Raw genomic sequence first — 13504 nt, 5'->3', positions numbered from 1 at the left:
AGCGAGTGACCTATGTACAATTTGCCAGATGAACGCGGCCATTTTGGCCCTTATGGCGGCGTATTCGCTGCCGAGACCCTCATGCAGGCGATCGACGAACTGCGCGAGGCCTACGCGAAATTCAAGGACGATCCCGATTTCCGCGCCGAATATGAGCGCGAGTTGAAGCATTTTGTCGGCCGTCCGTCGCCGATTTATCACGCACAACGGTGGAGCGAGCTGCTGGGCGGCGCGCAGATCTATCTCAAGCGCGAAGACCTGAATCACACCGGCGCACACAAGGTGAACAACGTGATCGGCCAGGCGCTGCTCGCCAAGCGCATGGGCAAGCCGCGCGTGATCGCCGAAACCGGTGCAGGCCAGCACGGCGTGGCAACCGCAACGATCGCGGCGCGCTTCGGCATGGAGTGCGTGGTCTACATGGGCGCAGAAGATGTGCGCCGCCAGGCCGCCAACGTCTACCGCATGAAGCTGCTGGGCGCGACCGTGGTACCGGTCGAGTCGGGCTCGCGCACGCTCAAGGATGCGCTCAACGAAGCCATGCGCGACTGGGTCACCAACGTCGAAAACACCTTCTACATCATCGGCACCGTGGCGGGCCCGCACCCGTATCCGATGATGGTGCGCGACTTCCAGCGTGTGATCGGCGACGAATGCCGCGTGCAGATGCCCGAGATGACGGGCCGCCAGCCCGACTCCGTGATCGCCTGCGTGGGCGGCGGATCGAACGCGATGGGCATCTTTTACCCCTACATCGACGACACTTCGGTGCAGTTGATCGGCGTCGAACCTGCCGGCGACGGCATGGACACCGGCCGTCACGCGGCCTCGCTCGCGGCGGGCACCGTGGGCGTGCTGCACGGCAATCGCACGTATCTGCTGCAGGACGAGAACGGGCAGATCATCGAGACGCATTCGGTCTCGGCGGGCCTCGACTATCCGGGCGTCGGTCCCGAGCACGCGTGGCTCAAGGACAGCGGCCGTGCGCAGTACGTCACGATCGACGACGAGGAAGCGCTCAAGGGCTTCCACGACTGCTGCCGCATCGAAGGCATCATTCCCGCGCTCGAATCGAGCCATGCGCTCGCGTACGCGGCGAAGCTCGCACCGACGTTGCCGAAGGAGAAAATCCTGCTGGTCAACCTGTCGGGCCGCGGCGACAAGGACATGCACACGGTCGCTGAGCGATCGGGCATCCAGTTCTGAGCGCCCGGAGTGACATAAGCGATGCGTGACGAGTTCGACGAGCCGCAGATGCCGGCGCCGGTGGGCGACGTGAACGCCGAAGCGGCTGCTCTGGAAGCCGCCCAGGCGGTAGCCAATGCAGCCGCCGGGTTACCCACACTCGCCACGGTGCCGGAAACCATCCGGCTCCTGAACCGCGATTTTCTGACCGATGCAGCCAACCTGCCCGAGGCCTCAATCGACCTGATCGTCGCCGACCCGCCCTACGGGCTCGGCAAGGACTACGGCAACGACTCCGACATGCGTTCGGGCGAGCACTTCCTCGCCTGGACGTATGAGTGGCTCGACCTGGCGATTCCGAAGCTCAAGCCCACGGGGTCGCTCTACGTGTTCTGCACGTGGCAGTACGCGCCCGAGATCTTCGTCTATCTCAAGTCGAAACTCACGATGATCAACGAAATCGTCTGGGATCGTCGCGTACCCAGCATGGGTGGCACGACGCGCCGCTTTACCTCGGTGCACGACAACATCGGTTTCTTCGCGGTGTCGAAGGAGTATTACTTCGATCTCGATCCCGTCCGCATCCCGTACGATGCTGTCACGAAGAAGGCGCGTTCGCGCAAGTTGTTCGAAGGCAGCAAGTGGCTGGAGCTCGGCTACAACCCCAAGGACGTCTGGTCCGTCTCGCGGCTGCATCGCCAGCACGCCGAGCGCGTGGATCATCCCACCCAGAAGCCCCTGGAAATCGTCGAGCGCATGGTGCTCGCGAGCTGCCCGCCCGGTGGCCGCGTGCTGGACCCGTTCATGGGCAGCGGCACCACGGCAGTGGCTTGCGCACGTCAGCAGCGCGAATTCGTCGGCTATGAAATTAACGAAAGTTACTGCGCGATCGCGCGCGAACGCGTCAGCGCGGCCGCCGCAAGCGCCGTTGCGGCAGGCGCCTGATGCGCCGCCGCCGGCCCACGCGCAGTAACGCCTAAAAGCTGAGGACCCTGAAATGTCCCGTATCAAGACCACGTTCGAGGCGCTCGCCGCCCAAGGCCGCAAAGGCCTGATCCCGTTCATGACGGCCGGCGACCCCGATCCCGCGCGCACCGTCGAGTTCATGCACGCGCTGGCCGCAGGCGGCGCCGACGTCATCGAGCTGGGCGTGCCGTTTTCCGACCCGATGGCCGACGGCCCAGTGATCCAGCAGTCGTCCGAGCGCGCGCTCGAAAAGGGCGTGACGCTCAAGAGCGTGCTCGCCGACGTGAAGCGCTTTCGCGAAACCGACGACAAGACGCCCGTCGTGCTGATGGGCTATGCGAATCCCATCGAGCGCATGACCGCCGATGCGTTCGCGCAGGCCGCGAAGGAAGCGGGCGTGGACGGCGTGCTCGTGGTGGACTATCCGCCCGAGGAGTCGGTCGAGTTCGCGGCGAAGATGAAGGCCGCCGACATCGATCCGATCTTCCTGCTCGCACCGACTTCGACCGACGAGCGCATCGCCGAAGTGGGGCGCGCCGCGAGCGGTTATGTCTACTACGTCTCGCTCAAGGGCGTGACGGGCGCCGCCAATCTGGACGTTTCGAGCATCGCGGGTAAAATCCCGGCGATCAAGAAGCATGTCTCGCTGCCCGTTGGCGTGGGCTTCGGCATTCGCGACGCGCAAACGGCCGCTGCCGTCGCGCAGGTTTCGGACGCCGTGGTGATCGGCAGCCGCATCGTTCAGCTGCTGGAACAGGCCGCGCCGGAGACGGCCGGCGACACCCTCACGCAGTTCATCATGAGCATTCGCGCTGCGCTGGACGAAGTCCGCGCCGGATAGGGCTGCAGGCTGGCGTAGTTGGCTAGATTCGAGACTGCTGTAAAATCCACTTTTCGCCATGGGCGGTCGGGGTCGGAACCCGGTCGGTTTTACCGATCGGGACGATGAAACGATCCGCCGCGCCCGCGCATCACGAAGGTCAAGGAAGGAACATCAATGAGCTGGCTCGATAAACTGCTGCCGCCCAAGATCAAGCAAACCGATCCGAAAAGCCGCAAGAGCATTCCGGAAGGGTTGTGGATCAAGTGCCCGTCGTGCGAAGCGGTTCTGTACCGCAACGACGTCGAGGCGAATCTCCACGTCTGTCCGAAGTGCGATCACCACATGCGCATCAATGCGCGCGAGCGTCTTGACGGCCTGCTCGATCCGGAAGGCCGCTACGAGATCGGCCAGGAGATCGTTCCGGTCGACGCGCTCAAGTTCAAGGACAGCCGCAAGTACCCCGACCGCCTGAAAGAGGCAATGGACGAAACCGGCGAAACCGACGCCATGGTGGTGATGGGCGGCGCGATCCGCACGCTGCCCGTGGTGGTGGCCTGCTTCGAGTTCTCGTTCATGGGCGGCTCGATGGGCTCGGTAGTGGGCGAGCGCTTCGCGCGCGGCGCACAAAACGCGCTCGAGCAGCAAGTGCCGTTCATTTGCTTCACGGCGTCGGGCGGCGCGCGCATGCAGGAAAGCCTGCTTTCGCTCATGCAGATGGCCAAGACCACGGCCATGCTGACGAGGCTTGCCGAGGCCAAACTGCCGTTCATCTCCGTGCTGACCGACCCGACGATGGGCGGCGTTTCGGCGAGTTTCGCGTTTCTTGGCGACGTGGTGATCGCCGAGCCGAAGGCGCTGATCGGCTTTGCCGGCCCGCGCGTGATCGAGCAGACCGTGCGCGAAAAGCTGCCGGAAGGCTTCCAGCGCGCCGAATTCCTGCTGCAGAAGGGCGCGATCGACATGATCCTGGACCGCCGCAAGCTGCGCGACGAAATCGCGCAAATGCTGGCGCTGATGCAGCGTCAACCCGCCGACGCGGTGGCTTGAACCGAGCTTTGAGCGATCTGCGGCGCCGCGAGCGCCGCAAGCCGTAACGGCTTACCTAACGCGCCGCGAGCGAAAGCAAGCGGCGCGTTGTCATTTCCGCGATAATGCCGTTCTTTCGAAGCGGATCATTCGTGTGAACCCTCCGCCGTTGGCGGCGTCTCACGCGCAGCACCTGGCAATTTCTATCCCGATGAGTACCTTTCCCACCCTCGACGCGTGGCTCACGCACCTCGAAACTGCGCATCCGGTCGGCATCGACATGGGGCTGGACCGCATCCGCCAGGTGAAGGACGCGCTGGACCTCAAGTTCGACTGCCCGATCATCACGGTGGGCGGCACGAACGGGAAGGGCTCGACCTGCGCGATTCTCGAAACGATCCTGCTCAAGGCGGGCTATCACGTGGGCTGCCACACCTCGCCGCATCTGCTCGAGTTCAACGAGCGCGCGCGCGTGGACGGCCAGCAGGCCAGCGACGCGGAGCTGCTGCCGCACTTCGAGGCCGTGGAAGCCGCGCGCAATTCGCTCGCGACACCCGTTACGCTCACTTACTTCGAGTTCACGACGCTCGCGATCATGCATCTGTTCGCCTCGCGCGAACTCGACGCCGTGATCTTCGAGGTGGGTCTGGGCGGCCGTCTGGACGCCGTCAACGTGCTCGACACCGACTGCGCGATCATCACGAGCATCGACCTCGATCACACGGAATACCTCGGCGACACGCGCGAGAAGATCGCGTTCGAGAAGGCCGGCATCTTCCGTGCGGGCAAGCCCGCGATCTGCGCCGATCCGATGGCGCCGCAGTCGCTCATCGACCATGCTGAGGCGATCGGCGCCGAACTGTGGCTCTTCGGCCGCGATTTCCGCTACGAAGGGCAGCCCGGCAACGAGCGCCAGCAGTGGAGCTACGTGGGCCCGACGATGCGGCGCTCGGCGCTCGCCTATCCGGCGCTGCGCGGCGCCAACCAGTTGATCAACACGTCGGCTGCGCTCGCGGGCCTCGAGTCGCTGCGCGACCGCCTGCCGGTTTCCGCGCAGGACATCCGCCTCGGCCTCGCCAACGTCGAATTGCCGGGGCGCTTCCAGGTGCTGCCGGGCAAGCCGTCGATCATCCTCGACGTCGGCCACAACCCGCATGCGGCTGCCGTGCTTGCGCAAAACCTCGGCAGCATGGGCTATTTCCCGTACACCTACGCGGTGTTCGGCGCGATGCGCGACAAGGACATCGCGGGCGTGATAGAGCACCTGAAGGGCGAGATCGACCACTGGTGCGTGACCGATCTGCCGCTGCCGCGCGCGGCTACGGCCGAACAGCTCGAAGAAGTGCTGCGCGACGCGGGCGTGACGGACGGCGCTGACAGCAGCGTCACGCGCTATGAAAATCCCGCTGCCGCCTTCCAAGATGCGCTAAAACGTGCAACCGAAAATGATAGAATTATTGTTTTCGGTAGTTTTCTGACGGTTGCCGGGGTCATGGCCTGGCGAAAGTCGCAGCAACACTGACCGCCCGGCACCCGCACGCCGCCCACGTAAGACAGGCCAGGTAGGCCAACAGCAAGCCATACATGGGAATTTTCTCGTTCGGCAAGAAAGATGACGCTGACGCGCCCCGCCGGCGCGGCACCGAGTCCGGCTCCAGCCGGCGCAGCAATCAGGGCGCGCGCGTTGAGCGGCGCAGCCGCCGGCCGGACCGGTCGGGCGACGCCGAGGCAATGCTGCTCGACCCCACACTCCCTGAAAAGCAACGCGCGCGCCGCCGTCTGGTCGGTGCGATCGCGCTGGTGCTCGCGGCCATCGTGATCTTGCCGATGGTGCTCGATTCGCACCCGAAGCCCGTCACCGACGACATCGCCATCGACATTCCGAGCCGCCCGACCGACAAGGCCGCCGCGCGCCAGCACGACGCCGAAGACACGCAGGCCGGCGTCGCACCCGACAATCCCGCAGCCGCCGAAGCGACGCCTGGCGCGTCGGGCCTCGCGGCCGCTTCGGGCGCCGCGGCCACGCAGAGCGCCCAAAGCACGGACAACACGCCGGCAGCGGCTGCCAAAAAGCCCGCCCAGGCGGCAGCCGCTCCCGCCCAATCGACGCAAACCGCCCAGACGCAAAAGCCCGCTGCCAAACCGGCGGCGTCGGCCAGCGCGCCCGTTGCCGCGAACACCAAGCAGACGACTGCCGCAAACGACGCCGCTGACAGCAGCGGCGCAAATGGCGCGAAGGCCGAGTCCAGCGCCCCGGCGACGCCCCCGGGCGCGCGTTTCGCGGTGCAGCTCGGCGCGTTCTCGAACGGCACGACAGCGAACAATTGGGTAACGAAGTTGAAAGCTGCGGGTGTGCCCGCATATACCGAACAGCGTAAGGAAGCAGACGGCACGACGCGCACACTGCTGCGCGCGGGCCCGTTCCCGGACCGCGCCTCGGCCACGGCGGCGATCGCCAAGGTGCGCGGCGCCGGGCTGATGGCGGGCTCGAACGCCAACGCGGAATAAGCCGTCGATGTTTACCGCATTCGACTACGCTGTAATGGCGGTGATAGGCCTGTCGGCGCTGCGCGGCGCGTGGCGGGGCTTGATCGGCGAAATTTTTGGATTGATCGGCTGGATCGCGGCGTTGCTCGTGGCCTGCCGCTACGTGGACCACGTGGTGCCCTGGATTCCGGCGAACTGGCCGGGCGGGGCGCTCACCCAGTGGCTGATCGCCTTCGCGCTGATCGTCATTGCCGTGGTGCTCGTGGCCGGCGTGGGCAACGCACTGATCGGCCGGCTGGTGCAGGTAAGCGGATTGTCCGGCGTGGACCGTTCGCTCGGAATGATGTTCGGCCTCGTGCGAGGCGTCGTGCTGGTGCTGATCCTCGTCGTCCTCGGCGGGCTGACTGAGCTGCCCCAGCAGGACTTCTGGCGCCACGCGCTGCTGCGGCCGTATGCCGTGCAGGGCGTGCACGAACTGAAACCGCTGTTGCCCGAGGCGCTCGCGGCCTACGTACACGTCTGATCAGAAACTGGTCGGACGCGAAACGAGGCGCAGGTTCCCGGCAACACTGCCCATTTGCGGCGCTCGACCGGTGTTGATGAAGCCGGGTGACCCGCGACCGATTTCGCTTTTTTGAAGGACCTGCCATGTGCGGCATCGTAGGCGTAGTTTCCCGCTCTCCCGTCAACCAGCTCCTCTATGACGCGCTGCTGCTCCTGCAGCACCGCGGTCAGGACGCGGCCGGCATTGCCACCGCGAACGGCAGCACGTTCCACATGCACAAGGCCAACGGCATGGTGCGCGACGTGTTCCGCACGCGCAACATGCGCAGCCTCCCCGGCACCAGCGGCATCGGCCAGGTGCGCTACCCGACGGCCGGCTCGGCGTCGAGCGAAGAAGAAGCCCAGCCGTTCTACGTGAACGCGCCGTTCGGCATCGTCCTCGCCCACAACGGCAATCTCACGAACTGGCAACAGCTCAAGGAAGAGATGTTCCGCGTGGATCGGCGCCACATCAACACGCATTCCGACACCGAAGTGCTGCTCAACGTGCTCGCGCACGAAGTGCAGCTCGCGACCTCGGGCCTCGAGCTCGACCCGGCTGCGCTCTTCAAGGCCGTTGCGGGTGTGCACCGCCGCCTGCGTGGCTCGTACGCGATCGTCTCGCTGATCTCCGGCTACGGCCTGCTCGCGTTCCGCGACCCGTTCGGCATTCGCCCGCTGTGCATCGGCAAGATGGAAACGCCGGAAGGCACCGAATGGATGCTCGCATCGGAATCGGTGGCGCTCGAAGGCATCGGTTTCGAGTTCGTGCGCGACGTTCGCCCCGGCGAAGCGGTGTTCATCGACTTCGACGGCAACTTCCACTCGCAGCAATGCGCCACGGCGCCGACGCTCAACCCCTGCATCTTCGAACTCGTGTATCTCGCGCGTCCGGACTCGGTGCTCGACGGCGTGCCCGTGTACAACGCACGTCTGCGCATGGGCGACTATCTCGCCGAGAAGATCAAGCGCGAGCTGCCCGACGTGAAGATCGACGTGGTCATGCCGATCCCCGATTCGTCGCGCCCCGCGGCCATGCAGGTCGCGAACAAGCTCGGCGTGGAGTATCGCGAAGGCTTCTTCAAGAACCGCTACGTGGGCCGCACCTTCATCATGCCGGGCCAGGCCATGCGCAAGAAGTCGGTGCGCCAGAAGCTCAACGCCATGGGCATCGAGTTCAAGGGCAAGAACGTGCTGATCATCGACGACTCGATCGTGCGCGGCACCACCTCGCAGGAAATCGTGCAGATGGCGCGCGACGCCGGCGCGACCAAGGTGATCTTCGCTTCCGCGGCGCCGCCCGTGAAGTACCCGAATGTCTATGGCATCGACATGCCGACGCGCGGCGAGCTTGTCGCCCACGGCCGCACCGATGACGAAGTGGCGCGCATCATCGGCGCGGATTACCTCGTGTATCAGGACGTGGACTCGCTCAAGCAGGCAGTGCGCGACATCAATCCGGAATTGAAGGAGTTCGAAGCTTCTTGCTTCGACGGCGACTACATCACCGGCGACATCACGAGCACGTACCTCGACAACATCGAGACGGCGCGCCTCGCGCCCCAGGCGCAATCGGACCGCGACGCCGCCAGCGACGCGATGGACGGCGGCTCCCGCTCGCAGTTGCACCTGCAGCTCTCGGTGGAGTGATCCCGTCGGCGAACGCGAGCGTGAGGCTCGCGTTCCCGCCGATCCGAAAGCCCGCTTTCTGCCGACGCGAAAGCGGGCTTTTTTGCGCCTGCCAGTGCAGGATTGAAGCCTGATTGTTCAGCACGCGGGGAACACGAACATGGACGAGACCTTAGCTCGCGGTCGATCTCGCGCGGGCTCCATGCGGCGCGGTAAGCGGTTTTAAGCAGCGGTTGTATCATCGTGGCTCAAGCGCCGTTCGGCCCATTTCCTTTTTCTTTCCCGTGAGTTCGCCATGCCCATCGTTCGTGCGTTGTTCGTCTATCCCGTGAAGTCATGCGGCGCGATCGCGCTCGACGATGCGCAGCTCGGCCTGCAGGGCATCGAGTGGGACCGCCACTGGATGGTCGCCGACGAGAACGGCCGGTTCATCACGCAGCGCCAGTACGCCGCCATGGCGAGCATCGTGCCCGCGTTCGTCGAAGACGGCGTGCGCCTCACCATGGACGGCATGAGCGAAGCGCTCCATCTGCCGTTCGCGCCGCGCGGCGGCGAGGTGCGCGTGTGGGCGACGGTCTGGGACGATAATTTCGAGGCGCTCGACGAAGGCGATCACGCGGCGCAGTGGTTCACGCAGGCGATAGGCGTGCCGGTGCGCCTGCTGCGCTTCGCGCACGACGTGACGCGTCTCGCGAGCAAGAAGTGGACGAACGGCGAAGACGCGCCCACGCAATTTGCCGACGGCTTTCCGATTCTCGTGACGAGCGAGGCGTCGCTCGCGCAACTCAACGAGCGCCTCGCGGCGAAGGGCGCGCCGCCCGTGCCGATGGCGCGCTTTCGTCCGAACATCGTCGTCGGCGACGTGGGCGACGCATTCGAGGAAGACTTCATCGACACGCTCGCCATCGAATCGGCCTCCGGCGGCGAAGAGATCGTGTTGCGTTTCGTGAAGCCCTGCGCGCGCTGCCCGATCACGACGATCGATCAGCTAACGGGCGAGCGCGACGCGCAATGGCCCACCGAACCGCTCGACACGCTCGCTGCGTTTCGCGCCGATCCGCGCGTGGACGGCGGCCTCACGTTCGGCCAGAACGCGATGGTCGTGACGGGCGTGGGCAAGCACGTGACGGTGGGTGCACGCGCCGCGTGGGAATACCGCTTCGAGGATTGAGCCGCGCCTGCGCGCTCAGTGTGACGGCAGCGCGCGCCACTGGCCGGGCGCGAGCCCAAAGCGGCGCGTGAACGCATGTGTGAACGCGCTCTGGTCGCCGAAGCCCACTTCGAGCGCAATGTCGGTGAGCGAGGCGCGCGGCTCCGCGAGCAGCGTGAGCGCCGTGTCGAGCCGCAGCCGCTGCAGGTAGCGATGCGGCGTCTCCCCGAACGCTTCGATAAAAAGCTGATGGAAGCGCCGCATGCCGAAGCCGCAGTGCGCGGCGAGATCCGCAATACGCAGCGGCTGGGCGAGATGCGCGCGCAGCCAGCGGTCGATGCGGGCGAAGTCCAGCCCGGCAGCCGCGCTGAACTGGGCGCTGGCTGCCACGCCGGTTTGTGCGATGAAGGCCGCGCACAGGCGCGCCGAGGCGTCCCAGTGAAAGCGGCGCGCGCGCAGGCCGGCGTTGTCGCGCGGCGGCGTGGCCGCGGCGGCGCGCTGTGCGATCTTGCTCACGAGCTGCGTGAGCGCGGGGTCGAGGCGCACGGCGCGCGCGGTGTCGAACAGCCGTTCGGGCACCGCGAGCGTGGCCGCGGGCAGGTCGAGCACGAGCTGGCGGTTATCGCCGATACCCATGTAGTCGTGCCGCGCCCCCGCCGGAATGAGCCACGCGGAACAACGGTCGATGCGCTCGCCCCGGCCGTTCACGGTCATCTCCATCTCGCCGTCGAGCCCGAGCACGATCTGGTGAAAATCGTGCAGATCGGTTTCCTCGATCGCGCCGTAGCGGCGCAGTTCGACGCCTGGCGCGGTGACGGGGGCGTGGTGATGCGGATTCATGCTGACCGGTTGCGTTTGCAAATAAGGCGAGCGCCGTGAAGCGTCAAGCGGGCATCAGACGTCGAGCAGCTCGACTTCGAACACGAGTGTCGCGTTCGGCGGAATCACGCCGCCCGCGCCGCGCACGCCGTAGCCCAGTTGCGGCGGAATGGTCAGCTTGCGCACGCCGCCCACCTTCATGCCCTGCACGCCTTCGTCCCAGCCCTTGATGACCATACCGCCGCCCAGCACGAAGGCGAAGGGGTCGTTGCGGTCCTTGCTCGAATCGAACTTCTGGCCGTCTGTCAGCCAGCCGGTGTAGTGCACGCTGACGGTCTGGCCGGCCTTGGCTTCGGCGCCGGTGCCTTCGGTCAGGTCCTCGTACTTGAGGCCGGATTCGGTGGTCACGATAGACATGGAAAAACTCCTGATTCGAATAGGTTGGACCCGATATTGTAGGCGCTTTGCAGGGCCGGGCGGGCAGCGGCTTGCCGGGCACGCCAGTTGCTCGCTACCCGCTGCCTATAATGGGGACCGCTCGCCCGGCTTGGGGCGAAATACGAGGAATCAGATGTCGACTTCGCAAAACCGTACCGAGCGCACTGCGCGCCTGTGCGCCGAGGCAGCGCTGTTCATGCGCGACCACGTGCTATCGCGCGTCTCGCATGATCTGCGCAGCCCGCTCAATGCAATCCATAGCTGGGCTTACGTGCTCGAGCGCAAGATCGACAACGCCGACGCCTCCGCGCAACGTGCGCTGGGCGGCATTCGCACGGGCGTGGAGCAGCAGGTTCGGCTGCTCGAAACGCTCGTCGATACCACGCGCGCCGAAACGCGCAAGCTGCGTATCGAGCGCGCGCCGTTCGCCGTCGCGGCGCTGCTGGGCGAAGCGGTGGATGACGCCCGCGCCGCGCTCGGCGATGCGCGCGGCGTGACCTTCGCGGTGCAGGATACGACAGGCGCGGCGACACTCGACGGCGACCGCGAACGCATTGCGCAGGCGCTGTGGCTGATGCTGGTGTTCGCGGCGGAAACGAGTGCTCAGGGGGGCAGCGTGACGCTCGCGGCGAGCGCGAGCGCCACTGCCGCGCAACTGGAAGTGCAATGGCACGCCACGCGTGCGGCGCTCACCGACGACGCGCTGGCGCACATACTGGAACCGTTCGCGCGCGCCCAGGCGAGCGAACAGCAGGAAGCGGGGCGCTACGGCTGGGTGCTGGCGTTGTGCCAACGCGTGGCCGAGGCGCATGGCGGCCGCTTCGAGGCGCCGGCGCTCGTTGGCGAGGGCGAGGAGATGGTGCTTGTGCTGAATGTGCCGCTGAACGGCGCGTGAGCGGAATCGAGCCGGGTCACACGTGAACGGCCGCCGCGTGAGCGGCGCGCCGGATTGAGCCCGCCCGCGCCTTTCATTCACCTTGCACCCTTATACTGAGCGCTTCGTCCCTCGGAGCCATGTGTCTTGATCCAGCTTCTCGCCCTCATCGGGGCGTTCCTGCTCGTTGCCCTCAACGGTTTCTTCGTCGCGGCCGAGTTCGGCCTCGTCAAGCTGCGCGCCACGCGCGTGCACGCCCTCGCGCAGCAGCACGGCCTGCGCGGGCGCCTGCTCGCCAAGGTTCACGGCCAGCTCGACGCCTATCTCTCCGCGTGCCAGCTCGGCATCACGCTCGCTTCGCTCGGCCTCGGCTGGATCGGCGAGCCGGCTTTCGCGCAGTTGCTCGCGCCGGTGTTCGAACTGCTCGGCGTGCAATCGGCGCATCTGGTGCACGCCATCTCGCTGGTGTTCGCGTTCACGGTCATTTCTTTCCTGCACATCGTGGTGGGCGAGCTTGCGCCGAAGTCGCTCGCCATCCGCCAGGCCGAGAAGATTTCGTTGTGGACGGCCATGCCGCTCTACGGCTTCTACTGGACCATGTATCCCGCGATCTGGGTGCTCAACACGAGCGCGAACACGGTACTGCGTCTCGCGGGCCTTTCGTCGGAGCACGGCCACGACACGCACTATTCGACCGACGAACTCAAGCTGATCCTGCGCAGCCGCCGCGCTGCCGCCCAGGCCGAGGCGCATGACGCGAAGCACGAGCCGCGCGGCGCAAAAAGTGCGAAGGGCGCGGTGCCGCTGCTCCCCGCGCCGGCCGCGAACGCCTATAGCGCCGACGAATGGAACACGCTCGCCCATTCGCTCGATTTTTCGCGCCTCACGATTTCCGACCTCATGCGGCCTACGCACGAGATGGTGGGCCTGCGCCGCGACCTGTCTCTGCGCGAGAACATGCAGATCGTGGCGCGCCATCGTTTCAGCCGCTACCCGCTGTTCGAAGACGCCGCGGGCGAGCGCGTGGCGGGCCTCATCCACCTGAAGGACCTGCTGCTCGCGCGCGAGGCAGGCAACGCCCTCAGCGATCTCGGCAAATTCGTGCGCCCCGTGCAGTACGTGCGGCCGGACACGCCCGCGCTCGCGCTGTTCCGCCGCTTTCGCAAGGGCGCGCCACATTTCGCGCTGGTGGGGCACAAGAACGCGCGCCCGGTCGGCTTTCTCACGCTCGACAACCTGCTCGGCGCGCTCGTGGGCCAGATTCACGACGAATTTCACCAGGCCGACACCGACTGGACCCGCATGGACGACGGCACGCTGATGGGCCGCGGCAGCCTGCCGGTGGTGTCGCTCGAGCAGGCGCTCGGCATCGACATCGACGAAGGGCGTGCGGAGTCGGTGGGCGGTCTCGTGATTCATGCGCTCAACGACCTGCCCACCGAAGGGCAGCGCGTCGGGTTCGACCGCTTCGACATCGTCGTGAAGAAAATGAGGGGGCCGCGCATCGTGCTCGTGCGCGTGTATCCGAAAGATCTCGAGGACGAGGGCGGCTGAGCGCGCCCCG

General features: G+C 66.2%; 13 protein-coding genes. 11 read left to right on the top strand and 2 right to left on the bottom strand.

The genetic code is table 11. The annotated features are described in order from the left end of the window. The first annotated feature begins 12 nt into the window (after nt 1-12). From trpB to M3I53_RS27465, 9 genes are all read left to right on the top strand, one after another. A complete protein-coding gene (gene trpB / locus M3I53_RS27505) occupies nt 13-1206 on the top strand; it encodes a tryptophan synthase subunit beta (protein ID WP_254319022.1) in 1194 nt (397 codons plus the stop codon). 21 nt (nt 1207-1227) lie between these two features. Continuing rightward, entirely contained in the window at nt 1228-2130 is a 903-nt protein-coding gene (locus M3I53_RS27500; RefSeq protein WP_254319021.1) for a site-specific DNA-methyltransferase, read from the top strand. A gap of 52 nt (nt 2131-2182) precedes the next feature. Beyond that, a complete protein-coding gene (trpA, locus tag M3I53_RS27495; protein ID WP_254319020.1) occupies nt 2183-2992 on the top strand; it encodes a tryptophan synthase subunit alpha in 810 nt (269 codons plus the stop codon). A 156-nt stretch (nt 2993-3148) separates the two neighbouring features. After that, the gene (gene accD, locus M3I53_RS27490; protein WP_254319019.1) at nt 3149-4021 is read left to right on the top strand and encodes an acetyl-CoA carboxylase, carboxyltransferase subunit beta; all 873 of its coding nucleotides are present in this window, start codon (nt 3149-3151) and stop codon (nt 4019-4021) included. 190 nt (nt 4022-4211) lie between these two features. Further along, nucleotides 4212-5522: a bifunctional tetrahydrofolate synthase/dihydrofolate synthase gene (gene folC / locus M3I53_RS27485; protein ID WP_254319018.1), complete on the top strand. Its 1311-nt coding sequence runs from the start codon at nt 4212-4214 to the stop codon at nt 5520-5522. Between the two features lie 62 nt (nt 5523-5584). Then, nucleotides 5585-6508: an SPOR domain-containing protein gene (locus tag M3I53_RS27480; protein ID WP_254319017.1), complete on the top strand. Its 924-nt coding sequence runs from the start codon at nt 5585-5587 to the stop codon at nt 6506-6508. Nucleotides 6509-6515: 7 nt separating this feature from the next. Further along, nucleotides 6516-7010, top strand: coding sequence for a CvpA family protein (locus M3I53_RS27475; protein ID WP_254319016.1), 495 nt, complete (start codon nt 6516-6518; stop codon nt 7008-7010). Nucleotides 7011-7135: 125 nt separating this feature from the next. Then, the gene (gene purF / locus M3I53_RS27470; RefSeq protein ID WP_254319015.1) at nt 7136-8680 is read left to right on the top strand and encodes an amidophosphoribosyltransferase; all 1545 of its coding nucleotides are present in this window, start codon (nt 7136-7138) and stop codon (nt 8678-8680) included. 274 nt (nt 8681-8954) lie between these two features. Beyond that, on the top strand, nt 8955-9830 hold the full coding sequence (locus tag M3I53_RS27465; RefSeq protein ID WP_254319014.1) for an MOSC domain-containing protein: 876 nt from the start codon (nt 8955-8957) through the stop codon (nt 9828-9830). Nucleotides 9831-9845: 15 nt separating this feature from the next. Here M3I53_RS27465 and M3I53_RS27460 read toward each other — a convergent pair whose 3' ends face one another. Both M3I53_RS27460 and M3I53_RS27455 read right to left on the bottom strand, forming a co-directional pair. Continuing rightward, nucleotides 9846-10649: an AraC family transcriptional regulator gene (locus tag M3I53_RS27460; protein ID WP_254319013.1), complete on the bottom strand. Its 804-nt coding sequence runs from the start codon at nt 10647-10649 to the stop codon at nt 9846-9848. 54 nt (nt 10650-10703) lie between these two features. After that, a complete protein-coding gene (locus M3I53_RS27455) occupies nt 10704-11045 on the bottom strand; it encodes an FKBP-type peptidyl-prolyl cis-trans isomerase (RefSeq protein WP_028202932.1) in 342 nt (113 codons plus the stop codon). A gap of 154 nt (nt 11046-11199) precedes the next feature. On the opposite strand from M3I53_RS27455, the gene M3I53_RS27450 reads away from it, so the two are divergent. Together M3I53_RS27450 and M3I53_RS27445 are read left to right on the top strand one after the other, a co-directional pair. Continuing rightward, nucleotides 11200-11961: a sensor histidine kinase KdpD gene (locus M3I53_RS27450; protein WP_254319012.1), complete on the top strand. Its 762-nt coding sequence runs from the start codon at nt 11200-11202 to the stop codon at nt 11959-11961. A 126-nt stretch (nt 11962-12087) separates the two neighbouring features. Further along, complete coding sequence (locus M3I53_RS27445; RefSeq protein ID WP_254319011.1) at nt 12088-13494, top strand: hemolysin family protein; 1407 nt, start codon at nt 12088-12090, stop codon at nt 13492-13494. Nucleotides 13495-13504: the final 10 nt, after the last annotated feature.

This window comes from Paraburkholderia sp. CNPSo 3272 (assembly GCF_024206495.1).
GTDB lineage: Bacteria > Pseudomonadota > Gammaproteobacteria > Burkholderiales > Burkholderiaceae > Paraburkholderia.
This window is presented reverse-complemented; position numbering and strand designations above follow the sequence as displayed.